The sequence below is a fragment of the Chromobacterium fluminis genome (assembly GCF_011602385.1).
GTDB lineage: Bacteria > Pseudomonadota > Gammaproteobacteria > Burkholderiales > Chromobacteriaceae > Chromobacterium > Chromobacterium fluminis.
Map to the genome: position 1 here is coordinate 132,183 of NZ_JAAOMA010000005.1, position 23,573 is coordinate 155,755.

At 61.9% G+C, this 23,573-nt stretch carries 27 protein-coding genes and 3 tRNA genes; 18 read left to right on the forward strand and 12 right to left on the reverse strand.

What is annotated here, in order from left to right; all coding sequences use genetic code 11:
* The first annotated feature begins 81 nt into the window (after positions 1-81).
* The 3 genes from HA052_RS05745 (at position 82) to HA052_RS05755 (ending at position 2,426) form a co-directional block, all read left to right on the forward strand.
* Positions 82-453 (forward strand): diacylglycerol kinase, encoded by a 372-nt coding sequence (locus HA052_RS05745; RefSeq protein ID WP_166451176.1) that lies wholly within the window; start codon positions 82-84, stop codon positions 451-453.
* A gap of 42 nt (positions 454-495) precedes the next feature.
* On the forward strand, positions 496-879 hold the full coding sequence (locus tag HA052_RS05750) for a DUF1622 domain-containing protein (RefSeq protein WP_166451177.1): 384 nt from the start codon (positions 496-498) through the stop codon (positions 877-879).
* Positions 880-1,139: 260 nt separating this feature from the next.
* On the forward strand, positions 1,140-2,426 hold the full coding sequence (locus HA052_RS05755) for a hypothetical protein (RefSeq protein WP_166451178.1): 1,287 nt from the start codon (positions 1,140-1,142) through the stop codon (positions 2,424-2,426).
* A 68-nt stretch (positions 2,427-2,494) separates the two neighbouring features.
* Here the strand turns inward: HA052_RS05755 and topA are convergent, their stop codons facing one another.
* The 4 genes from topA to HA052_RS05775 all read right to left on the reverse strand — a co-directional run bounded on the left by topA (position 2,495) and on the right by HA052_RS05775 (position 7,663).
* Entirely contained in the window at positions 2,495-4,795 is a 2,301-nt protein-coding gene (gene topA, locus HA052_RS05760; RefSeq protein WP_166451179.1) for a type I DNA topoisomerase, read from the reverse strand.
* 264 nt (positions 4,796-5,059) lie between these two features.
* Positions 5,060-5,518 carry a Smg family protein gene (locus tag HA052_RS05765; protein WP_166451180.1) on the reverse strand — a complete coding sequence of 153 codons (459 nt, stop codon included), beginning with the start codon at positions 5,516-5,518 and terminating at the stop codon, positions 5,060-5,062.
* A gap of 34 nt (positions 5,519-5,552) precedes the next feature.
* A complete protein-coding gene (gene dprA, locus HA052_RS05770; protein ID WP_166451181.1) occupies positions 5,553-6,632 on the reverse strand; it encodes a DNA-processing protein DprA in 1,080 nt (359 codons plus the stop codon).
* Positions 6,629-7,663, reverse strand: a complete 1,035-nt coding sequence (locus HA052_RS05775; protein WP_166451182.1) for a LysM peptidoglycan-binding domain-containing protein — start codon at positions 7,661-7,663, stop codon at positions 6,629-6,631. Before HA052_RS05775 ends, dprA begins: the two co-directional genes overlap by 4 nt.
* 149 nt (positions 7,664-7,812) lie before the next feature.
* Here HA052_RS05775 and def point away from each other — a divergent pair, with 149 nt between their 5' ends.
* From def to HA052_RS05815, 8 genes are all read left to right on the forward strand, one after another.
* The gene (gene def, locus HA052_RS05780) at positions 7,813-8,316 is read left to right on the forward strand and encodes a peptide deformylase (protein ID WP_019103371.1); all 504 of its coding nucleotides are present in this window, start codon (positions 7,813-7,815) and stop codon (positions 8,314-8,316) included.
* Positions 8,317-8,353: 37 nt separating this feature from the next.
* Positions 8,354-9,274, forward strand: coding sequence for a methionyl-tRNA formyltransferase (fmt, locus tag HA052_RS05785; protein WP_166451183.1), 921 nt, complete (start codon positions 8,354-8,356; stop codon positions 9,272-9,274).
* Between the two features lie 34 nt (positions 9,275-9,308).
* Positions 9,309-10,166: a zinc metalloprotease HtpX gene (gene htpX / locus HA052_RS05790; protein WP_166451184.1), complete on the forward strand. Its 858-nt coding sequence runs from the start codon at positions 9,309-9,311 to the stop codon at positions 10,164-10,166.
* A gap of 97 nt (positions 10,167-10,263) precedes the next feature.
* Positions 10,264-11,514: a 16S rRNA (cytosine(967)-C(5))-methyltransferase RsmB gene (rsmB, locus tag HA052_RS05795; RefSeq protein WP_166451185.1), complete on the forward strand. Its 1,251-nt coding sequence runs from the start codon at positions 10,264-10,266 to the stop codon at positions 11,512-11,514.
* A complete protein-coding gene (locus HA052_RS05800; RefSeq protein ID WP_141111200.1) occupies positions 11,477-12,073 on the forward strand; it encodes a DUF4390 domain-containing protein in 597 nt (198 codons plus the stop codon). The genes rsmB and HA052_RS05800 overlap by 38 nt, the downstream gene beginning before the upstream one ends.
* The gene (locus HA052_RS05805) at positions 12,073-14,181 is read left to right on the forward strand and encodes a sensor histidine kinase (protein ID WP_166451186.1); all 2,109 of its coding nucleotides are present in this window, start codon (positions 12,073-12,075) and stop codon (positions 14,179-14,181) included. Before HA052_RS05800 ends, HA052_RS05805 begins: the two co-directional genes overlap by 1 nt.
* The gene (locus HA052_RS05810; protein ID WP_019100015.1) at positions 14,181-15,449 is read left to right on the forward strand and encodes a sigma-54-dependent transcriptional regulator; all 1,269 of its coding nucleotides are present in this window, start codon (positions 14,181-14,183) and stop codon (positions 15,447-15,449) included. Before HA052_RS05805 ends, HA052_RS05810 begins: the two co-directional genes overlap by 1 nt.
* Before the next feature lie 99 nt (positions 15,450-15,548).
* Positions 15,549-16,304 carry a HesA/MoeB/ThiF family protein gene (locus HA052_RS05815; RefSeq protein WP_166451187.1) on the forward strand — a complete coding sequence of 252 codons (756 nt, stop codon included), beginning with the start codon at positions 15,549-15,551 and terminating at the stop codon, positions 16,302-16,304.
* A 45-nt stretch (positions 16,305-16,349) separates the two neighbouring features.
* Here the strand turns inward: HA052_RS05815 and HA052_RS05820 are convergent, their stop codons facing one another.
* The 5 genes from HA052_RS05820 to HA052_RS05840 all read right to left on the reverse strand — a co-directional run bounded on the left by HA052_RS05820 (position 16,350) and on the right by HA052_RS05840 (position 19,240).
* A complete protein-coding gene (locus tag HA052_RS05820) occupies positions 16,350-16,835 on the reverse strand; it encodes a TlpA disulfide reductase family protein (protein WP_081547007.1) in 486 nt (161 codons plus the stop codon).
* 55 nt (positions 16,836-16,890) lie between these two features.
* A complete protein-coding gene (locus HA052_RS05825; protein WP_081546864.1) occupies positions 16,891-17,304 on the reverse strand; it encodes an acyl-CoA thioesterase in 414 nt (137 codons plus the stop codon).
* 68 nt (positions 17,305-17,372) lie between these two features.
* Positions 17,373-17,741: a VacJ gene (locus HA052_RS05830; RefSeq protein ID WP_081546862.1), complete on the reverse strand. Its 369-nt coding sequence runs from the start codon at positions 17,739-17,741 to the stop codon at positions 17,373-17,375.
* Positions 17,742-17,761: 20 nt separating this feature from the next.
* Positions 17,762-18,625 (reverse strand): energy transducer TonB, encoded by an 864-nt coding sequence (locus HA052_RS05835; RefSeq protein ID WP_166451188.1) that lies wholly within the window; start codon positions 18,623-18,625, stop codon positions 17,762-17,764.
* A 147-nt stretch (positions 18,626-18,772) separates the two neighbouring features.
* Positions 18,773-19,240, reverse strand: a complete 468-nt coding sequence (locus HA052_RS05840) for a Dps family protein (RefSeq protein WP_081546858.1) — start codon at positions 19,238-19,240, stop codon at positions 18,773-18,775.
* Positions 19,241-19,340: 100 nt separating this feature from the next.
* Here HA052_RS05840 and HA052_RS05845 point away from each other — a divergent pair, with 100 nt between their 5' ends.
* Positions 19,341-19,634: a DUF167 domain-containing protein gene (locus HA052_RS05845; protein WP_081546856.1), complete on the forward strand. Its 294-nt coding sequence runs from the start codon at positions 19,341-19,343 to the stop codon at positions 19,632-19,634.
* On the opposite strand, the gene HA052_RS05850 is transcribed toward HA052_RS05845, so the two are convergent.
* Positions 19,631-20,068, reverse strand: coding sequence for an FxsA family protein (locus HA052_RS05850; protein ID WP_166451189.1), 438 nt, complete (start codon positions 20,066-20,068; stop codon positions 19,631-19,633). The genes HA052_RS05845 and HA052_RS05850 overlap by 4 nt on opposite strands.
* A gap of 257 nt (positions 20,069-20,325) precedes the next feature.
* Here HA052_RS05850 and HA052_RS05855 point away from each other — a divergent pair.
* From HA052_RS05855 to HA052_RS05880, 6 genes are all read left to right on the forward strand, one after another.
* Positions 20,326-20,401 (forward strand) — tRNA-Lys (locus HA052_RS05855).
* Between the two features lie 37 nt (positions 20,402-20,438).
* Positions 20,439-20,514: transfer RNA gene (locus tag HA052_RS05860), tRNA-Lys, on the forward strand.
* Positions 20,515-20,539: 25 nt separating this feature from the next.
* Positions 20,540-20,615, forward strand: a tRNA-Lys gene (locus tag HA052_RS05865).
* Positions 20,616-20,869: 254 nt separating this feature from the next.
* Positions 20,870-21,451 (forward strand): biliverdin-producing heme oxygenase, encoded by a 582-nt coding sequence (locus HA052_RS05870; protein WP_166451190.1) that lies wholly within the window; start codon positions 20,870-20,872, stop codon positions 21,449-21,451.
* Positions 21,448-21,885 (forward strand): YbaN family protein, encoded by a 438-nt coding sequence (locus HA052_RS05875; protein ID WP_240937277.1) that lies wholly within the window; start codon positions 21,448-21,450, stop codon positions 21,883-21,885. Before HA052_RS05870 ends, HA052_RS05875 begins: the two co-directional genes overlap by 4 nt.
* 35 nt (positions 21,886-21,920) lie before the next feature.
* Positions 21,921-22,250 carry a hypothetical protein gene (locus tag HA052_RS05880; protein WP_166451191.1) on the forward strand — a complete coding sequence of 110 codons (330 nt, stop codon included), beginning with the start codon at positions 21,921-21,923 and terminating at the stop codon, positions 22,248-22,250.
* A 14-nt stretch (positions 22,251-22,264) separates the two neighbouring features.
* Here the strand turns inward: HA052_RS05880 and HA052_RS05885 are convergent, their stop codons facing one another.
* Entirely contained in the window at positions 22,265-22,858 is a 594-nt protein-coding gene (locus HA052_RS05885) for a DUF4124 domain-containing protein (RefSeq protein WP_081546848.1), read from the reverse strand.
* Entirely contained in the window at positions 22,858-23,502 is a 645-nt protein-coding gene (pyrE, locus tag HA052_RS05890; protein WP_166451192.1) for an orotate phosphoribosyltransferase, read from the reverse strand. Before pyrE ends, HA052_RS05885 begins: the two co-directional genes overlap by 1 nt.
* Positions 23,503-23,573: the final 71 nt, after the last annotated feature.

The window sequence follows — 23,573 nt, forward strand, 5'->3', positions numbered from 1 at the left end:
GGCCGTTTTGTTTTTTATTGGCGTCATCTTGGGCTGGCATGCTGAGGCGCCGGCCGCCGCGCCAATCTTACGGACTCCCCTATGAAAGAAAGTCCATTCAAAGGCAAAACCGGGATTACCCGCCTGATCAACGCTTTCGGCTATTCGCTGGACGGCCTCAAGGCGGCATTCCGGCATGAGGACGCCTTCCGCCAACTGGTGTTGCTGGCGGCAGTGCTGATCCCGCTGGCCTTCGTCATCCACGCTCAGCCGCTGGAGCGCGCCTTGCTCGTGGCCAGTTCGCTGGCGACCCTGATCATCGAGTTGCTGAACTCCGCGATTGAGGCGGCGGTGGACCACACCTCTCTGGAGAGGCACCCGTTGGCCAAGCGCGCCAAGGATATGGGCAGCGCCGCCCAGTTGCTGGGTCTGATCAATCTGGCCGTGGTGTGGTGCCTGGTGTTGTTTGCCTGAAGCGGGTAAGGTGACGGCTGCCTGAAACAAGAGGAAGCCGTCATGATGATGTCGCCAGTAGAGTCCGGGGTCGAGGAGTGGGTGTTGAACATTGTGCTCTGGCTCAAGCTGGGCGTGGAAACGCTGGGCGCTTTGGTGATAGGCGTCGGCATCTTGACCTTGGGCCTGCGTTACCTCCGTCGCTGTTTCAGCTCCAGCCACGACGATTACAACCAGGTGCGGCTCAGCTTCGCCCGCTTCCTGGCGCTGGCGCTGGAGTTGCAATTGGCGGCCGACATCCTGTCCACCGCTGTGGCGCCCAGTTGGGACCAGATCGGCAAGCTGGGCGCCATTGCGGTGCTGCGCACCGCGCTCAATTACTTTCTGGGCAGGGAAATTCGCGAAGCCGAGGCGGCGCGCCAGTCCAGAGGCCGGCCTGCCGGCTGAGCCATGTCCTGTTTGACGCGCTTGTCGCGCGCCAGATGCTTTTTTCCTAGCGAGCGCCTGCTCCTGACCTTTTGACCAGTTTGAACCGGGCCCGGCCAATTCCCGCAGTTTATAGGCGTGGCAAGGTATAGGCTTACGCCATGTTAAAGCGAGGCATGGGATGCCGCCTGTCAGGCGTGCAGAATCTATATTGCCCGCGAGCGAGACCTGTTATCGGGAGAGTGTTTTCTCTTAAATCCATGCGAATAGGAGTTTAACTCATGAACGATAAAGTCAACGAGGCAATAGTTTCTCCCCCCAATATCGGCGATATCGACGGGCTGTGGCTGGCGGCAATCAACTATCGTTTGAATGGTGTCAATGATGTTCAGGCGATGGATCATATCTATGATGCGCTGCCGGCAAGCCTAGGATTTCAGGATATGGCAAACGTCTTCAGCGGAGTTTACTGTGATGCTTACTGGGAAACCGACCGCGAGAAACCGGCCATCCTTGCTCAGCATATGACCCAGGCTTTGTCTATTGCCCTGACTTCGTCCACCCAGTACGCCAATAGGGCGATGCAACAGTGGCGAGGTGTTTTATGCCGTAAGAACTTTGGCGATAACGGGGTGATCCCAACCATAGGGGCTTATACCGACTCGCCTGATATTATTTGTAATCAGGACGTGGAGCTATCGCCGGCCAAGTTGATTGATAATTGGAATACTGAATTCTGGAAAGTGCCCAAGGTTGGGAAGAACTATATCTACATGCGGTGCCAGAATAAGTCATTCTTCGGCAAGATCAATGATGCCAAGGTGAGGATGTACTACGCCAATGGCGGCTTCAACCAGCCGCCGTCGTCTTGGATACAGTGTTTGACCGTGAGCGGCAAAAACAAGGATGGCAAGGTGTTGAACAGGGATGGTCGGAATGCGATTCTGACTGTGGGCGAGCGCGGCGCCTCTGAAGGCTTCATGCTGGATTTGAAGTCTACGCAGCATATTTGCCTGATTGCTACCGTCAGCTACCCCTTTTTCACTGAAAATAATCCCTTGCAATTTTCCGAGGGCAACTGGAATTCCGTGCAATGGATTCTTTATAACGGCGCCGGGGCATGGCGTAATGTGACACCTGTATCCAAGAGCGGGGGAGAGGAATCCCTGACGTTCCATAACCAGGATTCCACGCCTGAGCAGTTCAGCTTCAGCATGAGGTGCCGCCGGGTGCCGGAAGGCTCCACCTTGCGGATGTATTCCGACGACCCAGCCGCCGCTTTCGACACCCGGCGCGTGAAAGTGCTGAGAAGCAGCCAGGAGCTCAATATTGCGGTTCAACTGCCGCCGCACTACGCCGGTCACATCAAGGTGCAGCTGGAGGGGCCGGATGGCAAGCCTTTGCCCAGCAGCGCTGCGGTGCAGATTTGCATGCATTGGTGCGTGCCGCATTCGAGTCCCCATTATCTGCGGGCGGCGGCGATGTTGGGGGCCTTGGAGGCGGTGCCGACTTTGCAGAGCCTGCAGTTGCCGGTGGGCTACTTCACGTTTGTCGGCGCAGGAGACTAGACTCGCGCAATAAACAACAGCCCTGCACGGAAAACCGTGCAGGGCTGTTGTCGCAAGCGCGGGCCGTGTTAGCCCGGCTCGGCTTCCTTGCCTTCCGGCGGTGCGATCACCTCGCTGTAACCACACTCCTTCTGCGGGCAGACTTTCTCAGTGCCGCGGCGTTTGGTGGTCTTGAGGGTCAGGATGGGCCAGTTGCATTTCGGGCAAGGCTCGGCCACCGGCGGGTTCCAAGTGGCGTATTTGCACTTGGGATAGGTGTTGCAGCTGTAGAACAGTTTGCCGTAGCGGCTCTTGCGTTCGATTAGCTGGCCGGCCTTGCATTCCGGGCACTCCACACCGGTTTCGCGAGGCTTTTCCAGCGGCTCGATGTGTTTGCACTTCGGATAGTTGGCGCAGCCGATGAACTTTCCGTAGCGGCCCTTCTTGATGTGCAGTTCGCCGCCGCATTCCGGGCAGCTGCGGCCCTCGATCACCGTCGGCGCTTCCGCCTCTTCCGCCGCTTGTTCGGCGGTTTCGCCCATATTGCGGGTGTAATCGCAGTCGGGATAACCGGTGCAGGCAATGAAGCGGCCGCGTTTGCCGAACTTGATGGACAGCGGCTTGCTGCATTTTGGACAGGCTTCGTCCAGGCTCTCGGTGGTGACTTCGGCGCGGGAAATGCTTTCCTTCTCGGCGATTTGCTTGGAGAAGTTCTTCCAGAAGCTGTCCATCACCGGGACCCACTCGCGTTGGCCGTTGGCCACTTCATCCAGCTGGTTTTCCAGCTTGGCGGTGAAGTTGTAGTCCACGTATTGCGCGAAGTGTTCGGTCAGGAATTTATTGACGATGTCGCCGGTGTCGGTGGGCAGAAAGCGCTTCTTGTCCAGCACCACGTATTCGCGGTCCTTCAGCGTCGAGATGATGCTGGCGTAAGTGGAAGGTCGGCCGATGCCGAATTCTTCCAAAGCCTTCACCAGCGAGGCTTCCGAATAACGCGGCGGCGGCTGGGTGAAGTGCTGGGTGCCGTACAGCTTGTCCACCGGCAGGGTTTCGCCTTCTTCCAGCAGCGGCAGCTTGGCGTTGTCCTCGTCCTCGGCGTCGTCGACGTCCTCTTCGTACACGGCGAGGAAGCCGGCGAAGGTCTGCACCTGGCCGGTGGCGCGGAAGACGCCTTCGCCGACGGCGATGTCGATGCTGGTGGTGTCGAACTTGGCTGGCGCCATCTGGCAAGCCAGCGTCCGTTTCCAGACCATGTCGTACAGCTTGAACTGATCCGAGGTCAGGAAGGGCTTGACCATGTCCGGGGTGCGCAGGATGGACGTGGGGCGGATCGCCTCGTGAGCTTCCTGGGCGTTCTTGGACTTGTTCTTGTAGGCCACCGGGTTCTTCGGCAGGTAATCGCCGTCGAATTTAAGGCCGATATAGCCGCGGATTTCCTCCACCGCCTCGCCCGCCAGCGCCACCGAGTCGGTACGCATATAGGTGATCAGGCCGACGGTGCCCTGGCCGATGTCTATGCCCTCGTACAGCTGTTGCGCGGTGCGCATGGTGCGGTCGGTGGTCATCCCGAGCTTGCGCACGGCTTCCTGTTGCAGCGTGGAGGTGGTGAACGGCGCGGCCGGGCTGCGCGATTTCTTTTTCTTCTCGATGCTGCTGACCACCGCCGGGTGGCCTTCAAGCCGCGCCAGTATGCTGGCCTGTTCGGCTTCGTTGGGGATGTCGAACTGCTCCAGCTTCTTGCCGGCCATCGTGGTCAGCTTGGAGCCGAACTTGGTGCGGCCCTTGTGGCTGTCCAGATGCACAGACCAGTATTCCTGCTCGACGAAGGCGCGGATTTCGTTTTCGCGCTCGCAGATCAGCCGCAAAGCCGGACTTTGTACCCGGCCGGCGGACAGGCCGCGGCGGATTTTCTTCCACAGCAGCGGCGACAGGTTGAAGCCCACCAGATAGTCCAGCGCGCGGCGGGTCTGCTGCGCATCCACCAGGTTCTGCGCGATCTCGCGCGGGTTCTGGATTGCTTCCAGCACCGCGTTCTTGGTGATTTCGTGGAACACCACGCGCTGAGCGGTCTTGTTTTTCAGCAGCTTCTTGCCGTTGAGGATCTGCACCAGATGCCAGGAAATGGCCTCGCCTTCGCGGTCCGGGTCAGTCGCCAGGTAGATGTGCTGGGCATCGCCCACTGCTTTGACGATGGCGTCGACGTGCTTGCTGTTGCGCGCGATCAGCTGGTATTTCATCGCGAACCCTTTTTCAGGGTCCACGGCGCCGTTCTTGGGCACCAGGTCGCGCACATGGCCGTAGGAGGCCAGGACTTCAAAGTCCGGGCCTAGGTATTTCTTTAGCGTTTTCGCCTTGGAGGGCGATTCGACGATCAAGAGACTGGTGGGCATATTATCTTTTCGTATGTGCAATCGCCGGCGTGCCGGCCGGTCCGTCCGGACCGGGCGCTTCTGCGAAGCGGCAGAATGGCGCCTGGCCCGTGCGTGGGCTGCTGCGTTCCCGTCGACAAGAGGATGAAGGCTTCATCCTAAAATTTCGCGCCGACAGAAAATATATTCGTCAAATAAAACAAGAGCGCAAGAGCGCTCTTGGATTGGACGCCGGCATCGGCGTCCAAGGGCGGCATGTTAAGCCCGCTCCATGAGGCTGACAAGTCATTGCATGGTGGGTTCGCCATGCACGGCATCCAACAGCGCCTCGCCCAGCAGAATGGGCAGTTCCGCCTGTTGCGCCCACAACACCATCAAGGCCACCAGCTTGGCGCTGCCGACGTTGATGTCGTCGGCGTGCAGTTCCATCAGGCGATCAATGACCATTTCGCGCTGCGCGGGCGTCAAAGCGCCGTGGTCCTCCAGAAACTGAAGCAGGCCGCGCACGTCGGCGGGCAGGTGCTCCAGTTCGTCTTCGGCGTAAACGCGCATGCCGCTGGCTTCGTTGGCGCCGACGTAGACGCTGTCGTCCAGACCGCTGATGCCGTCCAACCAATCCAGCGCGTCGTTGATCTCTTCGTCCTCGAAACCGGCGGCCTCCAATTGGCGCATCAGCACGCCGCGGTCGCCGAAAGCGTCCGGATCGCGGAATTGTTCAAATAGGAAGGCGAGTACGTCAAACATCAATCTATCTTCTTAAAGTGCGGGTTAGCGCGGTTCAGCTCGGATTCAGGCGCTGAAAAAGCCCGCCGGGATGGCTGGCCACCAGGCCGGCCAGCTCAAGTTCGAGCAGCATCGCGTAAAGCTCCCCTACAGTCAACCCGAGCGTGGTCGAAAGCGCATCCATACTGATGGGGTCAAATCCCATGGCTTCAAGCAGCGGCGATTCCGCGGTGGGGGCCGCCGGTTTGGCGCGGGGGCGTTTGCGTTGCAGTCTGCCGACTTCGTCCAGCACGTCATCCACGGTTTCCACCAGCTTGGCGCCGTCCTTGATCAGCCGGTGACAGCCGCGAGACTGGGGGTTGTGGATGGAGCCGGGGATGGCCATCACCTCTCTATTGTTCTCCATCGCCAGCCGCGCGGTGATCAGCGAGCCGGATCCGGTGTTGGCCTCCGCCACCAGGCAGCCGCGGCTGAGGCCGGCGATGATGCGGTTGCGGCGCGGAAAATGAGCGGCCAGCGGTCCCATGCCCAGTGCGAACTCGGACAGAATCAGTCCTTCCTCGGCGATGCGGTGCGCCAACTGGCGGTTGCTGGCCGGGTAGACGCGGTCTATGCCGGTGCCGACCACGGCGACGGTGGCGGATGGTTGTCCGAGCGCGCCGTGATGAGCCGCAGCGTCTATGCCGCTGGCCAGGCCGCTGACGATGCAATAGCCGTGTTCGGCCAAGTCGCGGGAGAAGTTTTCCGCGTTCTGCTTGCCCTGAGGCGTGGCGGCGCGGCTGCCTACGATGGCGAGCATGGGTTCGGCCAGCAGTTCGCGTCTCCCGCGGGCAAACAGCAACGGCGGCGGCGCGTTGGATTCGGCCAATTGCGGCGGATAGTCGTCGTCCAGCAGCGACACCAATTGGCAACCCGGCGCCTGCGTCCACTCCAACGCCGCTTCGGCGGAGGCGGCGGCCTCGCGGCGCTGCAGGGCTTCGGCCGCTTCCTTGCCGATCAGGGGCTCCGTTTGGCGGCTGTTGGCGTTCAGAGCGGCGTCCGCGCCGCCGAAGGCGTCGATCAACCGGAGAAAGCCGGCCGGGCCGATGCCGGGGGTCAGCGCCAGTAGCAGCCAGTCGTGCGGCGGAGCTTTCATTCTTGCTCGGGGCTGGCCACGCCGTCGCCCACGTAGATCGGACCGCGGCTGTCCAGCACCAGCGCGTAGGAGACTTTATCGAATACGCGGTAAACAAAGGCGTTGCCGGATCGTTCCGCGGGCAGCGTCACGGTGCGCTTGCCCTGTTCGTCCTTGATTTCCAACGGGCGTCCTTTTTTGAACAGGCCGAACACGTGGCCGTTTTCGACGCCCTGCGACTGCCCCAGATTGAGTACAATAGTGGAGTATTGGGCCGCGCCGTCCACGCCGTTGTAGACCGAGACCACCTTGCCGCTCAAATGAGAGTCGGCGGGGTGCGGAGCGTAGTTGTTGAAGCTCTGCAGAGGCGCCCGCATCAGGTGGTCGCCCACCAGGATTTCCTCGCTGACGTTTCTGACTTTCAGAGTCTGAACTTCGCCTTGGGGTTTGTCTGCGGTCAGGTCGCCGCTGTAAGTCGCCTCTACGCCCAGCACCTTCTTGGTGTCCGGATCCAACAGGGGTTTGCCCAGCCGGTAAGCTTGCCAGGTGCCGGCCTCGTTGACGCCGGTGGCGTAAACCCGGTCTCCGGTGGCTAGGGTGAGATGCTCTTCCGGTCCGGCGATCAGCTTGGGCGATTGCAGGAACTGCGCCATGTCCACCACCAGCGGCCGTTTGAGGAAGGGCTCGATCGCCGAGGCGGGAATGCTCGCCACCGCCTGGTCCAGCATCTCGACGCGGGTCTGCGGCGACAGCTTGACTTCGCGCTGAGCGCCGCGCGCCAGCGATAGCCGCGGCTGACCGTCCACGTAGTCCAGCGCCAATACATCGCCCGGGTAGATCCAGTGCGGGTTTTTGATTTCGCCCTGGTTCATCCGCCACAAGCGGGGCCACTTCCAGGGGCTGCTCAGGTAGCGCCCGGAAATGCTCCACAGCGTGTCGCCGCGCTTCACGGTGTAGCGGCTGGGCGCATCCGCTTTCAGTTGCAGGTCTGCTGCGAAACCGGGTGCGGCGAGCCCGAGGGCCAAGGCGAAGGATATAATGCTTTTACGCATGGGAAATGCCCCAATATGAAGGTGGACGGACACCTGCGGGGGTGGCCCGCATGCAACGAATCGCGTTTCGAACATGTCTATTATCGGCGTGCCGATTGCGATACGACAACTTGATGAGTGATTGAAACGATGGGGAGTCATTAAATCCGATGGCATTGTTGAATATTTTGCATTACCCGGATGAACGGCTGCACACCGTGGCCAAGCCGGTGGAGGTCTTCGACGAGGCCTTGCAGACTCAGATCGACAATATGTTCGAGACCATGTACGAAGCCAAAGGCATCGGCCTGGCCGCGACTCAGGTCGATTTTCACCGCCGCCTGGTGGTGATGGATATTTCCGAGGAAAGAAATGAACGCCGCGTGTTCATCAACCCGGAAATCCTGAGCAAGGACGGCGAGACGGTGTATGAAGAGGGCTGTTTGTCCGTGCCCGGCATTTACGACAAAGTGACCCGCGCCGAGCACGTCAAGGTGCGCGCGCTGGACCGCAACGGCAAACCGTTCGAACTGGAAGCCGACGGCCTGCTGGCGATCTGCATCCAGCACGAGATCGATCATCTGGACGGCAAGGTGTTTGTCGAATACCTGTCGCAGATGAAGCAGACCCGTATCAAGAGCAAGCTGAAAAAGCGTGAAAAACAGAATATGTGACGGCGGCGCCGTGGGCGCCCTGTCCGGAATGGTTTGAATGAAATTGATCTTTGCCGGTACGCCGGAGTTTGCCGCCGCCGCGCTGCGCGAGTTGATCGCCGCCGGCCATGAAATCGCCCTGGTGCTGACCCAGCCGGACCGACCGGCCGGCCGCGGCATGAAATTGAAGCCCAGCCCGGTCAAGGAAGTCGCGCTGGAGCACGGTCTGCGCGTGGAGCAGCCGGCGTCCTTGCGCAATGACCAAGCGCAGCAGATGCTGCGCGACATCGGCGCCGAACTGATGGTGGTGGCCGCTTATGGGCTGATCCTGCCGCAGGCGGTGTTGGACATTCCCGCGCGCGGCTGTTTGAACATCCACGCCTCGCTGCTGCCGCGTTGGCGCGGCGCGGCGCCGATACAGCGCGCCATCTTGGCGGGCGACGCCGAAACCGGCATCACCATCATGCAAATGGACGTGGGTCTGGACACCGGCGACATGCTGTCCATCCATCCGGTGGCCATCGCCGCCGACGAGACCGCCGCCACGCTGCACGATAAGCTGGCCGCGGAGGGCGCGCGCGCCATCGTGTCCACGCTGGCCGGATTGGCGACGATTCAGCCGGTCAAGCAGCCTGAGGCGGGCGTCACTTACGCGCAGAAGCTGAGCAAGGCCGAGGCCTTGGTGGACTGGAGCTTGCCGGCGGAGGACGTTGCGCGGGCCATCCGCGCCTACAACCCGGCGCCCGGCGCGCATACGCTGCTGGCCGGCGAAGCCCTGAAACTGTGGATGGCCGTCGCGGAAGCCGGCCAGGCCGAGCCGGGGCTGGTCATCGTTGCGGATGCGGACGGCGTGTTGGTGGGCTGTGGCTCCGGTCTGGTACGGTTGATGGTGTTGCAGGCTGCCGGCGGCAAGCGATTGGCCGCGCGCGACTTTGTCGCCGGCAGAAGCCAACTGACGGGCACGCGTTTGGGCGAGTGATCGGATCGACTGAGGCGAGAGGAAAGGGTAGGGGATGACGGATAACTGGTTCAAGACCACCTTGCTGATGGCGGCGATTCTGGCTTTGTTCGCCGTGATCGGCGGCATGATAGGCGGCAAGAGCGGCATGATTCTGGCGCTGCTCTTCGGCGGGGCTATGAATGTGTTCGCTTGGTGGAATTCCGACCAGATGGTGCTGCGCATGTACAACGCGCAGGAGGTGGACGCCCAGAGCGCGCCGGAGTTCTACGGCATGGTGGCGGAGCTGGCGCAGCGCGCCGGCCTGCCGATGCCGCGCGTCTACGTGATCCACGAAGAGCAACCCAACGCCTTCGCCACCGGCCGCAATCCCGAGCACGCGGCGGTGGCCGCCACCAGCGGCATCATGCGCATGCTGGACTATCGCGAATTGCGCGGGGTGATGGCGCACGAGCTGGCCCACGTCCAGCACCGCGACACCTTGATCTCCACCCTCTCCGCCACCATGGCCGGCGCGATTTCCGCGCTGGCCAACTTCGCTATGTTCTTTGGCGGCCGCGACGAGAACGGTCAGCCGGTGGGTTGGCTGCCGCGCCTGGCCATCGCTCTGCTGGCGCCGTTGGCGGCCAGCCTGATACAGATGGCGATTTCCCGCGCGCGCGAATTTGAAGCCGACCGCGGCGGCGCCGAAATTTCCGGGGATCCGCTGGCCTTGGCTTCCGCATTGCAGAAGATCGAGTACTATGCGCAGGGCATTGTGATGCCCACCGCCGAGGCGCACCCGGAAACCGCGCAGATGATGATCATCAATCCGCTGTCCGGTGGCGGCGGGATGGGCGACCTGTTCCGCACCCATCCGCAAACGGCGGACCGCATCGAACGGCTGCAAGCGATGGCGCGCGGCGTATATTAATTTAAAGAGCGTTGGGCGGCCGCCGCGCCGCCTAGATCGCGCAAGGCCAATGCCGAAGGGTATTGGCCTGTTTGTTATGGTTTGATAGAAAGCACCCATGCATCATATTCAGCAATTGGCCGCCAATATTCTGTTGCGCGTTGAATCCGGAACCAATCTGACCGAGGCGCTGGCCGAGGCTCAACGCAAGGCGCCCGACCTGAGCCCGTCCGAGCGCGGCGCTTTGCAGGATTTGGCCTACGGCAGCTTGCGTCATTTGGCGCGACTGCGTTTTTATCTGCGCCAATTGGTGGCCAAACCCTTGCCAGAGCCGGTGTTGGAGCGGGTGTTGATTGTGGCTTTCTATCAATTGCTGCACACCCGCGCCGCCGAGTACGCGGTGGTGAACGAGGCGGTGATCCTGGCCAGCCGGCTGGCCAAGGGCAATTTCAAGGGACTGATCAACGGCGTGTTGCGCAACTTCCTACGGCAGCGCGCGGCCTTGGAGCGCGCAGCGGAAAGAGACATCGAAGCCAGCTTTAACCACCCTCTGTGGTGGATAAAGGGTTTGCAGCGCGCTTATCCCGACGCCTGGCAAGCCATTCTGGACGCCGACAACGGCCATCCGCCGATGACTTTGCGCGTCAATCGCCGCCATGGCGACGCCGCGGCCTATCTGGAGCGGCTGCGGGCCGCCGGACTGGACGGGGAGACGCTGGACGGCGGTTCGATCAAGCTGGCGCGGCCGGTCAATGTGCGCGAGCTGCCCGGCTTCGCCGACGGCGAAGTGTCGGTGCAGGACTGGGGCGCGCAGCAGGCCGCGCATTGGCTGGACCTGCGCGCCGGCCTGCGGGTGCTGGACGCTTGCGCGGCGCCCGGCGGCAAGACCGGCCATATCCTGGAGAGCGCCAATGTCGAAGTCACCGCGCTGGACATCGACGAGCAGCGCTTGCAGCGCGTGGCGGACAATCTGGAGCGCATCGGCGCCACCGCGCGGCTGCATGTGGCCGACGCCGGTCAGCCGGCCGGCTGGTGGGACGGCCAGCCCTTCGACCGCATCCTCGCCGACGTGCCTTGCTCCGCCAGCGGCGTGGTGCGTCGCCATCCGGACATCAAGTGGCTGCGCCGCCCGGGCGATTTCGCCGCGCTGGGCGTGCAGCAGGCGGCGATGGCCGACGCACTGTGGCCTTTGCTCGCCTCCGGCGGAAAAATGCTTTACGCTACGTGCTCCATTTTCCCTGAAGAGAATCAGCAACAGCTAGACTCCTTTCTGAAACGCCATGCGGATGCCGCGTGCCTGAGACAGGAGCAGTTGCTTCCTTGTGAGCGTCATGACGGCTTTTATTACGCGTTGCTTGAAAAACGTTAGCCTGCTGCTGTGTTTGCTGGCCGGCCTCGCCATGGCGGCGCAGGCGGAGACCATCGGCTCGCGTCGTGCTGAAGCCGAGGTGACGACGGACGGCCAACTGTCCGTCAGCACCCGTTTTCAGACGCGACTGACGCCCAGCCTCAGCGACGCGCTGGAGCAGGGCGTGGTATTGCCGTTCCGGCTGGAGTTCCAGCTGACCAAACCGCGGCTGACCGCTTACTATCTGAACTTCAGCGAGTGGTTCGACCCGCACGCCCAACTGGGTTTCAAGCTGTCCTATCAGTCTTTGACCAATCGCTATCGCGTCACCATCGGCGGCCTCTCCAATTACTATCCCACCCTGCGCGAGGCGCTGGGCGCGGTGGGCGCGATCCAGGGCTGGCGCGTGCTCAATAACGGCACTCTGGACCCGCGAGCGCCGGGCCGCGTGGCAGGCCAGGTGCGTTTGTTGCTGGATATCGGCGAACTGCCTAAACCGTTTCAGCTGAATGCGCTGGGCTCGGCGGATTGGTCGCTATCGTCCGACTGGGTCAAGCTGGATGTAAAGGATGGCAACTGATGCGCTACGCTGGGGTCGCGCTGGCGACGCTGGGCGCCATCCTGCTTTATCTGCTGGCCCTGGCCACCGGTAACGCCTCCAAACTGAACGAATACTACTGGTGGGTGTTCGGCCTGAATAGCCTCCTGCTCGCCACGCTGCTGGGCGTGGTGGCGCGCCAGTTGCTGCGCCTGCGTCAGCGGGTGCGGCAACGGGTGTTCGGCGCCAAACTGACCCAGAAGCTGGTGATGATGTTCGCGGTAGTGGCCTTGGTGCCGGGTATTCTGGTGTTCACCGTTTCCGCCCAGTTCCTGACCCGCAGCATCGAAAGCTGGTTCGACGTTCGAGTCGAGTCGGCGCTGGAGCGCAGCCTGGGCCTGGCGCGCAACTCGCTGCAGTACGTGCAGGAGGATCTGGGCCGCCGCGCGCGCTCGGTCCAGGACGATATCGAATCCTTGCCGGAAGGCCTGCTGCCGGCGCGGTTGGAGCGCTTGCGCGAGCAATTGGGATTGCGCGAGCTTGCTGTCTATAGCCGCAGCGGCCAGCTGCTGGCCTTCGCCGGCGGGCTCAGCGAGCGAGTGCCTCCTCCATTGTCGCGCGAGAGCATAGGCAAGCTCAAACCGCGTCAGACGCTGGACAGTTTCGAGAATGACGGCGGCAGCGGGCTAGTGCTGAAATCGCTGTTGATTTACCGCAATCTGGACAGCCAGCAGCGTGTGTTGCAGGCCCTGCAATCCGCGCCCGGACGCATCGCTCAGGACGCGGAGCAGATCGAGACCGCGCGGGCGGAGTATCGCCAGCTGTTGTTGGGCCGCGAAGGCCTGACGACCTTCTACATGCTGACGCTGGCCTTGTCGGCGCTGCTGGCTTTGACCGCGGCGCTGGCTTTCGCCTTATTCCTGTCCGAGCGACTTTCCGCACCCTTGTCCGAATTGGCCGCCGGCACCCGGGCAGTGGCGCAGGGCGACTTTTCCAAGCGCCACCCGGTGTACCGGCGCGACGAACTGGGCATGCTGACCACCTTGTTCAACCGGATGACGCAGCAGCTTGAGGACGCGCGCCACGCCGCGGACCTCAGCCGCAGCGAACTGGAAAGCAGCAAACTTTATCTGGAAAGCATTCTGGCCAACCTGAGCGCCGGGGTGATCGCCTTCGGCGCCGATTGGCAGCTGCGCGCCGCCAATACCAGCGCTTCGCGCATTCTGGGCGTGGATTTCGTGGAAGTATCCGATCAGGACTTCCCGCATTGGGCCACGTCCATTCCGGCGGTGGCGCCGCTGGTGGAGTGCGTGCTGGAGTACGCGTCCAAGAACAGCGACAGCGACTGGAAAACTCAGCTCAATTATTTGACGGTGCAGGGCGAGCGCACTTTGTTGGTGCGCGGCGCCCATCTGCCGGAAGCGTCCGCCGTGGGGTATGTGGTGGTGTTCGACGACATCACCGAACTGGCGCGCGCCCAGCGCGACGCGGCCTGGGGCGAGGTGGCCAAGCGGCTGGCGCACGAGATCCGCAACCCGCTGACGCCTATCCAGCTGTCGGCCGAACGCCTGGCGATGAAGCTGCAGGACAAGCTGGCGGGTACCGACGCCGACATGCTGCGCCGCTCCACGGACACCATCATCAAACAGGTGGGCGCGCTCAAGGCCATGGTGGACGCCTTCCGCGATTACGCGCGCGCGCCGCGCACCAAGTTGACCGAATTGGACCTGAATCAAGTGGTGCGGGAGGTGATGGCTCTTTACGAATCCAACTCTGCTGTTAAGATGGCGCTTGATGAAAGGCCGTTGATGATCATGGCGGATGCGGCATTGTTGCGGCAGGTTTTACATAACCTGATTCAGAACGCGCAAGATGCGGTCCTTGACGTTGACATCCCGATGATTCAAATTAGCAGCCGAAAAGAAGAAGGCTATGCGCTCGTTTGCGTGGAGGATAACGGTCCGGGCTTTGCTCCGGAGATCCTGCAACGCGTGTTCGAACCCTATGTGACCAGCAAGACCAAAGGTACCGGTCTTGGCCTGGCGGTGGTCAAGAAGATTCTTGAAGACCATCACGGGCAGATCAAAGTGGGTAATCTCGAACCAAACGGCGCGCGCATCCTTCTCTCCCTGCCATTGCTGGAGGCCTAATGCGTAGCAGCGATATTTTGATTGTTGACGACGAGATCGGTATCCGTGAATTGCTCTCCGAGATACTGCAGGACGAGGGGTACACCGTCGCGCTGGCGGAAAACGCCGAGGTAGCCAGACAGTTGCGCAACCAGACGCGTCCGGCGTTGGTGTTGCTGGACATTTGGATGCCGGATTGCGACGGCGTGACTTTGCTCAAGGAATGGGCCAAGTCCGGTCAGCTGAACATGCCGGTGGTAATGATGTCCGGCCACGCCAGCATAGACACCGCGGTGGAGGCGACTCGCATCGGCGCTTTCGACTTCCTCGAGAAGCCGATTGCGCTGCAAAAGCTGCTGACCACGGTGCAGCGAGCGCTGAAGTACGGCGACATGCAGGCCAACACTTCGTTGAACCTGGACAAGCTGGGCCGCAGCGAGCCGATCCAGGAACTGAAGCGGCAACTGGAACGCGTGGCCAAGGTCAAGTCGCCGGTGTTGCTGACCGGCGAGCCCGGTTCCGGCTTCGAACTGGTGGCGCGTTTCTTCCATCAGGGGAATACCCCGTGGGTGACGCCGGCCAAGCAGGAGCAATTGGCGGACGCCCCGCTGGAGTTGCTGCAAAAAGCCAATAACGGCGTGCTGTTCCTGCCGGAGATCGGCCAGTACGGCCGTCGCGTACAGCAAGGACTGCTGTTCCTGTTGTCCAAACTGGACCGCTTCAATGTGAGGTTGCTGTGTTCCTGCAGCCGTCCATTGCAGGAATTGCTGGTGGATCCCGAGTGCGACAACCGGTTGTTGACGGCCTTGTCCAGCGTGATCGTGCCGATTCCGCCGTTGCGCGAGCACTCCGAAGACATCATCTTCATCGCCGAGCAGATTCTGACCGAGCTGGTGGAGTCCAAGCAGGTGCCGGCGCGCAAGCTGACCACGGCGGCGCTCAACGCGCTGCGACAGTACGACTGGCCGGGCAACCTTGAGCAGTTGCGCAGCATCATCAAGAGCTTGGCGCTGACTTCCGAGTCGGACGAAGTGGACGCGGGCGAGGTCAACAAGGTGTTGGCTCAGTTCCGCCACGAGAAGCCGGTGGAGGAGTCCGGTTTCGATTTCAACATGCCGTTGCGCGAGTTGCGCGAGCAGTTGGAGCGCCGTTACTTCGAGTACCATATCTCGCTGGAGAACGGCAATATGAGCCGGGTGGCGCAGAAGGTGGGCCTGGAACGTACCCATCTGTACCGCAAACTCAAGCAGTTGGGCATCAAGTTCGCCCGCAAGACGGTGGAAGAATAGTCCGCTTCGCTGTTTGATGCATAAGGCCAGCCGGCATACGGCTGGCCTTATGCTTTTGGGCGATGGCGCGGTGGCGATGTTCGGATTAGGCTAGCAATCATGATTGAACTCAACGATGAGGCGCTATTGCGCTACAGCCGGCACATTCTGCTGCCGGAGATCGATATTGTCGGCCAACAACGGCTGAGCCGGTCACGAGTGCTTATCGTCGGCGCCGGCGGGCTGGGCTCGCCAGTGGCGCTTTATCTGGCCAGCGCCGGCGTAGGGCAGATCAGCATCGCCGACGACGATGTGGTGGAGCTGTCCAATCTGCAGCGTCAGATCGTTCACGACAGCGACAGCCTGGGGCGTTTGAAAGCGGAGTCCGCCGCCGAGCGGATGCGCCGCATCAACCCCGAGGTGGACGCGCGGCCGCTGGCGCGGCGGCTGGACCAAGCGGCTTTGGACGAGCTAGTGGCCGGGCATGATCTGGTGCTGGATTGCAGCGACAATTTCACCACCCGCCACGCGGTGAACCGCGCTTGTGTGGCAGTCGGGAGGCCGCTGGTGTCGGGCGCAGCGGTGCGTTTTGCCGGCCAACTGGCGGTGTTCGATCCTCGTGATGCGGCCTCTCCTTGCTATCACTGCCTGTTTCCGGACGAGGGGGAGGCCGGCGACGGACCATGCGCGACTTTCGGCGTGTTGTCGCCGTTGGTTGGAGTGATAGGAAGCCTGCAGGCGGTGGAAGCGGTCAAGCTTTTGACGGGCATTGCGCCGCATTTGGGGCGGCTGACCCTGTATGACGGGCTGAGCGGAGAGTTCCGCCAGATCAAGGTGCCGCGGGACCCGGCTTGCGCGGTGTGCTCCGCGCGATGAGAAACGCCCCGGCGGACCGGGGCGTTTATTGTTGAGGGAGCGAGCTCACAGGTGCTGCTGCACCAGCTTGCGCACCTCCTTGAAGTCCATCACGCCGACATAGCGTTTGATGATCTTGCCCTGTTTGTCGATCAGGAAAGTGGTCGGCGCCAACTGGATGTCGCCGAAAGCCTTGGCGATCTCGCCGTTGCCGTCCAGCGCCACAAAGAAGGGCAGCTGGTATTTTTCCACGAAGCTCTTCACGTAATTGGGCGGGTCGTAGCTCAGCGCCACCGCGATGGTTTCATAGCCCTTGCCGGCGAACTCCTGATGCATCTTCTTGATTTCCGGCATTTCCTCCACGCAGCCCGGGCAGCTGGTGGCCCAGAAATTGACCAGCACCACCTTGCCTTTCAGCGACTCGGTGCTGGCGGACTGGCCGTTGAGCGACGTGTAATTAACCTGGGGAGCCGGCGAGCCGGCAAACAGCGTCATGTAGGCGACAACGGCGACCAGAGCGACGCCCAGCAGCGCGAGCAGACCTTTCTTCATTTTCTTGTCCTGCGGTAAAGTCCGGGCACGGCCCGGACGGTTCATGCCATGACGATCAAGCCTGTTCGGCCAGCATTTGTTCCAGTAGTTCCTTCAGCTTGCCGTCCAGCGCCACCGCCTTGCCTTGCTTGGCGTCAAACACAGCGAAAGTGACGTCGGCCTCGGCCACCAGCTTGCCGCTGCCGGCCAGGCTCACGCGCTGATGCATCACCGCGCTGCGGGTGCCTATGCTCTTGACCCCGGTTTCGATCACGAGCTCGTCGCCCATGGTGGCTGGGTAGCGGTAGTCGATATTGATGTTGACGACCACCAGCGCCAGGCCGGACTGCAGGAACCAGGGTAGATCCCCGCGGCTCTCGAAGTAGTTCCAGCGCGCTTCTTCCAGAAACTCCAGGTAACGCGCGTTGTTGACGTGGCCGTACAGGTCCAGATGGTAGCCGCGCACTTTGATCTTGGTATTGTGCTGCATGATGGTGTTTCCCCCTTTGCTCGTGATGGCACCCGGCGCCGCCATGGGCGACGCCACGGCGCGTATGCTTATTCGCCCAGTTCCAGCGGCGCGAAGGCCTCGCGTTCCAGCGCCTCATCGACCAGGTCGGTGACGATGGAATGGATCTCCAGCGAGAACCATTGCTGGAACAGTTCCAGCGAGAGTTCTTCCGGCCACAGGGCGTCGTCGTCGCACCAGTCGGCCAGCTCGGCCTGGAACAATTGTTGGTAGCGTTCGAAAACGAAGGCCTGGGCGTCGGCGTAATCTTCCGCCGCCGGGATCAGCAGGGCGTTGCAGTCCTGGCCCAGATGCGCCAGAGAGATCTCCTCGTCCAAGCCGCCGGGCAATGCTTGCAGCCAGGCGTGGAAGGGGGCGAGGGGGCGGATCAGGGCGATGCTGCGATTGACTTCGTACATAGAGATTCCTTGATGATGTGTCAGCGACTGGACAGTTGGTTGTCGCGAGTGAAAACGAATTTTTGACGGATGCGTTGCGAGCTGTATTGTTCGGCGAGCGAGGCCGGAAACGGCGGGTAGGGCGCGGCCAGTTCCACGATGCGGCGCGCGGCTTCGTCCAGCACGCCAAAGCCGGAACTGCGCAGCACGCGCACCTCGCGTAGGCCGCCGTCGGCGGCGATCAGCACTTCCAGGGTCACCGCGCCGTGAATGTTTTGGCGGCGAGCGGCTTCCGGGTAGTTGAGGTTGCCGATGCGCTCCACTTTCAGCCGCCAGTCTTCCTGATAACGCGCCCAGGGATAGCCGCGGGCGCTTTCGGCCAGCTTGCCCTGTTTGCCGCCGCTTTCCTGTTCGTTGTCGGCGAGACCGCTGTCGCCCAATTGCCTGCTCAGCTCCCCGACCTGGGCCAGCAGGCTGCCGGCGCTGACATGCCCGACTACGCCGGATTGCGATGGCGGCAGTGCTGGCTTGTTGCCGGCGTCCGGTGGACGGGCGATGGTTTGTTGCCGCGGGGAGGCGTCGGCGGGCTCTGGCGTGCCGGGTTCCACCGGCGCGGCGACCGGCTTCGCGCGATGGCTGGCCAGCTTGTCGGTCTGAGCGCTATTGCCGGCCCCCAGATTGTTCTGCTCCGCCAGCCGGCGGGTTTTGGGCGTCAGGCGGCTGGGCGTCTGGTTCAACTGAACATTGATGATTTGGGCGGAGGCGGGCGCGGGCGGGCTGGAGCGCGGGCGCATCTCCAGGCTGAACAGCAGCGCATGGACCAGCAGCGAGGCGAGCAGCGTCAAGCCCAGCGGCAGCATGGTGGTGGCGCTGGAGGATGAGGGCGAGGATGGGCTAGTGGACATGGATGGCTGTTGGCTTTCACCGGGTAAGCGGAGTTCGCCGCGGCTGCCGCCGTAGGCGGAACCGAGTGCAGCTGAAAGTGTAGCACGATGGCCAGCAAAAACGCCGCGCTGAGCGCGGCGTGGCGGATGCTTCGGGATCTGCGGGGATTATTTTTCCAGCAGGCTGCGCAGCATCCAGGCGGTCTTCTCGTGAACCTGCAGGCGCTGGGTCAGCAGGTCGGCGCTGGGCTCGTCCGAAGCGCGCTCAACCACGGTGAAAATGCTGCGCGCGGTGCGGCACACGGTTTCATGGCCGTCCACCAACTGGCGGATCATTTCCTCCGCCTTGGGCGGGGCGCCGGCGGCTTCCTGGATTGCGGTCAGCTTGGCGTAGTCGGCGTAGCTGCCCGGCGCGTGGTGGCCCAGCGCGCGGATGCGTTCGGCCACGGCGTCCACCGCCAGAGCCAGTTCGTTGTACTGAGTTTCGAACATCAGGTGCAGGGTGTTGAACATCGGCCCGGTGACGTTCCAGTGGAAGTTGTGGGTTTTCAGGTACAGGGTGTAAGTGTCGGCCAGCAGGCGGGACAAGCCATGGGCGATTTCCTGGCGGTCTTGTTCGTTGATTCCAATATCCATCGCGATATCCTCATAAGTGAAGGGAGAGCCGACGCCCCGTCGGCTGACGCCGGCGCAGGGGCTTTTGCACTACACTCTCCCGATTTGCGGGAAAAAAATCATGAAACCTTGGCTGGACTGCCGCAACGGCACCATCCGTCTTACTCTGCACGTGCAGCCCGGCGCCAAGAAAACCGAGGCGGCGGGAGAGCATGGAGACTGCCTGAAAATACGCTTGGCGGCACCGCCGGTGGATGGCAAGGCCAACGCGGCCCTGCTGGCCTGGCTGGCGCAACGCTTCTCCGTCGCGAAACGTGATGTCCAACTATTGTCCGGCGACAAGAGCCGGCGCAAGGTGGTTTTGCTCCAGTCCGAGGCCTCCGAGGAGGACGCTCTGCTGCGGCTGGACCTTTAGTGAAGGCGCCGGTCGGGCGGCGTGGTTTTGTCCACCCGGGTATATTCTCCATCGATAATATCGGGGTCGGCGGCGGAACCGGGTTCCGGCGCCGAGCGAGTATTGACGGCAATGCTGGGGCCTTTGAAAGGCAGCAGCAATAGTACGGCGGCCAGGTCGCTGATGACGCCTGGTATCAGGAACAGCACGCCGGCCAGCAAATAACGCAGCGGCCAGAGCAAGGAATACAGCGATACGCGGTCGCCTTGGCGCATCACGCTGCCCAGGGTGAACAAGGCACCGATCTGCTGATTGCGAAGCATCCACAGGCCCAGCAATGAAGACAGCACGACGAACAGGAAAACGGCCAGACCTCCGAAGCGATCCGCCAAAGCCACCAGGGCGGCGATTTCTGCGAAGGGGTACAGCAACAGCAGGATGAGGAAGGTGCGCATGGGCAACTGAATCCGATAAGTGGGTGTCGCGATCAGGCGACGGAGGCGTCAATCTGATCCCTTGTTGTACACATGGGTATGGCTTGACGGCTTTCAAGGCCGGCTTGGAATTATCGTTCGGGCTTAGATGATATCTCGACGCTTCAGTTCCCGTTTCAATCCGGCTTTTCCTAGCGTGCCAGCGTCATTCTCATGAAAAAAAATACAAAAACCCGTTGACGACCCTGAACTGTTTCATTATAGTTGCGCTCTCTCTTGGGTCGTTAGCTCAGCTGGTAGAGCAGCGGACTTTTAATCCGTTGGTCGCAGGTTCGAATCCCGCACGACCCACCAGTTTCCGATGCCGGAAATTGCCAAGAGTTTTGTTAGGGGGTCGTTAGCTCAGCTGGTAGAGCAGCGGACTTTTAATCCGTTGGTCGCAGGTTCGAATCCCGCACGACCCACCACGACAATCTCTTAGCGCCCAGGATCGGGTCGTTAGCTCAGCTGGTAGAGCAGCGGACTTTTAATCCGTTGGTCGCAGGTTCGAATCCCGCACGACCCACCAAATTTATAGCAATCAGGCCAGTTCGCGAGAACTGGCCTTTTTGTTTTCGCTTTACTTCCCCGTTCCTGTGTCTCCTCTCCCCGCGTTTGCCGGTCGTCTTGGCGCGTCTCCATACGGCAATGCCATAGACATGGTAAATTTGATAATGATTGTAAGAATCATTCGCATTATAATGGCGAGTTAATCGTGTCTTCCCGCCATCCGCGCCGCTGCGCACGGAGCGTCGGTTTCGCATCAAACAGGAAACGCAGAGCATGACTACCGTTGTCGAGAACACCCGCACCCAGGATCTGAAAGCCCGCACCCACGAAACGCACGACGCGTTGGACCAACGCATCATGGCGAATCAGCCGTTCGCCACCCGTGAAAACTACGCGCGCTTCTTGCTGGCGCAATACCGCTTCCTGCGAGACGCCGACGCGCTTTACGACAATCCCGAGCTGGCTCGCCTGTTCCCGGATCTGGCCGAGCGCCGTCGTTACGACAGCATCGCCGCCGATCTGAGGGATCTGGACCGGCCGCTGCCGGAATTGCGCGAAGCGCCGATCAGCAGCACGCTGGACGTGGCCAGCGCAATGGGTTGGCTCTACGTGGTGGAGGGCTCCAAACTGGGCGCGGCGATTCTGTACAAACTGGCCGGTAAGCTGGGCCTGGATGAGAACTGCGGCGCTCGCCATCTGGCCGGCCACCCGGACGGCCGCGCCCGTCACTGGCGCGCGTTCACCGCCGCGTTGGACGGTTTGCAACTGGACGAGGCGGCCGAGCAGCGGGTTACCGCCGGCGCAGTGGCGGCATTCGCCTGCATGAACAGCCATCTGGACCAGGTGTACGCTTGAGTCATCGCGCGCGGCATCCCGCGGTGCGCTGGCTCTACTTGTGCGCCGGCGTGGCGATGCTGGTCTTGGGCATCATCGGCGCTCTGCTGCCGGTGATGCCCACCACGATCTTCCTGATTTTGGCGCTGGCCTGTTTCAGCAAATCCTCCCCGCGGCTGGAGCAGCGGCTGTTGGCGCATCCGCGTTACGGGCCGGGCCTGCGCCGCTGGCGCGAGCAGCGGGTGGTGCCGGTCAAGGCCAAGTGTTTTGCCACGCTGGGCATGGGTGCGGGCTTCATCGCCTTGCTGCTGGCTCGGCCGCCGCATTGGGTGCCGTGGCTGGTTGGAGCGATTGAGTTGAGCATCTTGCTTTACTTGTTGTCGCGGCCTTCGCATGCGGCGGAGCCGGCCTTGGCTCCGCAGCCGGATTTAGCCAAACCTCTGCCGCCGCGTTAAGCTTGCGCCTCTACACCGAAAACGGGAGCTGTGTGATGAAGGTAAACAGAATCGTCGCGGCCTTGACCGCCCTGGCGTTGCCGGCGCTGGTTTTGGCGCAGACGGCGGATGAACAGTTGTTGGCGGCACAGATGTACTACCAGCAAGTGCGTGGCACGCAGCAAAAAGCGGACGCGCGTTTGGCGCAGGCCGAGTCCGACAAGGTCAAGGCGGAACAGCGTTTGACGGAAGCGCAGGCGGGTTTGAGCGGGGCCAACGCGGAGTTGGAGGCGGCCAAGTCGGCTCAAGCCGCCGCGGCGCAGACCAGCGAGGCGGCCACCAAGGCCTTGAACGAGGCTTGGCAGCGCAAGGACGGAGGACAGTAAGACTGTCCGGCGCGCTATTCGCCGCGCAATTGCCGGTAACGGTTCAGATCGTTCTGGGTTTTTTGGCGGAACGCGGTCAGCTCCTGCTGTTTAGCGGCGATTTGCCTGGCCAGTTCAGCTTGCTCCGCCTGCAGCACGTTCAGATTACGCTGACTGTTTTGCGGAGGCGCTTGTTTGTTGCGCAGGCTCTGGGCTATGTCCTGCTGAATGCCTTGAACTTGCAGCGTCAGGCCGCGGGCGCGTTGCTGTAGCGCGTCCAGCGCGCTTTGCAGCACAGCCTGCTGTTTGGCTCGCTCGGCTTGCAGTTGCTGCAGGTTGGCGTAGCTTTCCACCAGCGCGTTGTCGCGGCGGGTATTTTCCAGTTGATGGGCGTCGCGTTGTTTTTGAGCCGCTTCGGCGGCCTCGCGCGCTTGGCGCGCGGCGGGGCTTTCCGCCGGTTTGGTGACGGAGCCCTGCTTGGAAAGCTCGGCAACACCCTGCTGCTGACTCTGGAGCGGAGGAGAGTCGCTGTAATGCACTTTGCCGGACTCGTCCACCCACTTGTAGAGGCCGCCGGCATAGGCGACGGTTCCCAGCATCAGCAGCGCGAGTCCGGCAAGCGGTTTCATTAGTCGTTGACTCCGTATTGCGCCCGGTAGGCGCGCACTGCGTCCAGATGCGCCGCCAGTTCCGGACTATGTTCCAGGAAGCCGAGCAGGTCTTTCAGCGTGGCGATGGCGATGACCGGCAGGCCGTGTTGCTGGGCGACTTCCTGCACCGCCGACAATTCGCCGCTGCCGCGCTCCATGCGGTCCAGCGCGATAGCCACCCCAGCCGGTTCGGCGCCGGCGGCGCGGATCAACTGCACGGATTCGCGCACCGAGGTGCCGGCCGAGATCACGTCGTCGATGATCAGGACCTTGCCTTGCAGCGGGGCGCCCACCAGGGTGCCGCCTTCGCCGTGATCCTTGGCTTCCTTGCGGTTGTAGGCGAAGGGCGCGTTGCGGCCTTGTTCCGCCATGGCCATGCACGCGCCGGCTGCCAGGATGATGCCTTTATAGGCCGGACCGAACAGCATGTCGAATTGCACGCCGCTCTCGAGTATCGACTTGGCGTAGAAGCGGGACAAGTGCAAAGTGGACAGGCCGTCGTTGAACAGGCCGGCGTTGAAGAAGTAGGGTGACTTGCGGCCGGCCTTGGTGATGAACTCGCCAAACTTCAAAACCTGCTTGTCGAGCGCAAAACGAATAAAATCCTGACGGAAATCGCTCATCTTTACTCCTTATTAACTGTTAACTGTTTGAACGGCTGAAAAAATTGCCGGCAAGCATATCACGGGAGAGT

Coding starts and splice junctions, on each gene's coding strand:
- HA052_RS05745 (WP_166451176.1), top strand. CDS start 82: ATGAAAGAAAGTCCATTCAAAGGCAAAACCGGGATTACCCGCCTGATC.
- HA052_RS05750 (WP_166451177.1), top strand. CDS start 496: ATGATGATGTCGCCAGTAGAGTCCGGGGTCGAGGAGTGGGTGTTGAAC.
- HA052_RS05755 (WP_166451178.1), top strand. CDS start 1,140: ATGAACGATAAAGTCAACGAGGCAATAGTTTCTCCCCCCAATATCGGC.
- topA (WP_166451179.1), bottom strand. CDS start 4,795: ATGCCCACCAGTCTCTTGATCGTCGAATCGCCCTCCAAGGCGAAAACG.
- HA052_RS05765 (WP_166451180.1), bottom strand. CDS start 5,518: ATGTTTGACGTACTCGCCTTCCTATTTGAACAATTCCGCGATCCGGAC.
- dprA (WP_166451181.1), bottom strand. CDS start 6,632: ATGAAAGCTCCGCCGCACGACTGGCTGCTACTGGCGCTGACCCCCGGC.
- HA052_RS05775 (WP_166451182.1), bottom strand. CDS start 7,663: ATGCGTAAAAGCATTATATCCTTCGCCTTGGCCCTCGGGCTCGCCGCA.
- def (WP_019103371.1), top strand. CDS start 7,813: ATGGCATTGTTGAATATTTTGCATTACCCGGATGAACGGCTGCACACC.
- fmt (WP_166451183.1), top strand. CDS start 8,354: ATGAAATTGATCTTTGCCGGTACGCCGGAGTTTGCCGCCGCCGCGCTG.
- htpX (WP_166451184.1), top strand. CDS start 9,309: ATGACGGATAACTGGTTCAAGACCACCTTGCTGATGGCGGCGATTCTG.
- rsmB (WP_166451185.1), top strand. CDS start 10,264: ATGCATCATATTCAGCAATTGGCCGCCAATATTCTGTTGCGCGTTGAA.
- HA052_RS05800 (WP_141111200.1), top strand. CDS start 11,477: ATGACGGCTTTTATTACGCGTTGCTTGAAAAACGTTAGCCTGCTGCTG.
- HA052_RS05805 (WP_166451186.1), top strand. CDS start 12,073: ATGCGCTACGCTGGGGTCGCGCTGGCGACGCTGGGCGCCATCCTGCTT.
- HA052_RS05810 (WP_019100015.1), top strand. CDS start 14,181: ATGCGTAGCAGCGATATTTTGATTGTTGACGACGAGATCGGTATCCGT.
- HA052_RS05815 (WP_166451187.1), top strand. CDS start 15,549: ATGATTGAACTCAACGATGAGGCGCTATTGCGCTACAGCCGGCACATT.
- HA052_RS05820 (WP_081547007.1), bottom strand. CDS start 16,835: ATGAAGAAAGGTCTGCTCGCGCTGCTGGGCGTCGCTCTGGTCGCCGTT.
- HA052_RS05825 (WP_081546864.1), bottom strand. CDS start 17,304: ATGCAGCACAATACCAAGATCAAAGTGCGCGGCTACCATCTGGACCTG.
- HA052_RS05830 (WP_081546862.1), bottom strand. CDS start 17,741: ATGTACGAAGTCAATCGCAGCATCGCCCTGATCCGCCCCCTCGCCCCC.
- HA052_RS05835 (WP_166451188.1), bottom strand. CDS start 18,625: ATGTCCACTAGCCCATCCTCGCCCTCATCCTCCAGCGCCACCACCATG.
- HA052_RS05840 (WP_081546858.1), bottom strand. CDS start 19,240: ATGGATATTGGAATCAACGAACAAGACCGCCAGGAAATCGCCCATGGC.
- HA052_RS05845 (WP_081546856.1), top strand. CDS start 19,341: ATGAAACCTTGGCTGGACTGCCGCAACGGCACCATCCGTCTTACTCTG.
- HA052_RS05850 (WP_166451189.1), bottom strand. CDS start 20,068: ATGCGCACCTTCCTCATCCTGCTGTTGCTGTACCCCTTCGCAGAAATC.
- HA052_RS05870 (WP_166451190.1), top strand. CDS start 20,870: ATGACTACCGTTGTCGAGAACACCCGCACCCAGGATCTGAAAGCCCGC.
- HA052_RS05880 (WP_166451191.1), top strand. CDS start 21,921: ATGAAGGTAAACAGAATCGTCGCGGCCTTGACCGCCCTGGCGTTGCCG.
- HA052_RS05885 (WP_081546848.1), bottom strand. CDS start 22,858: ATGAAACCGCTTGCCGGACTCGCGCTGCTGATGCTGGGAACCGTCGCC.
- pyrE (WP_166451192.1), bottom strand. CDS start 23,502: ATGAGCGATTTCCGTCAGGATTTTATTCGTTTTGCGCTCGACAAGCAG.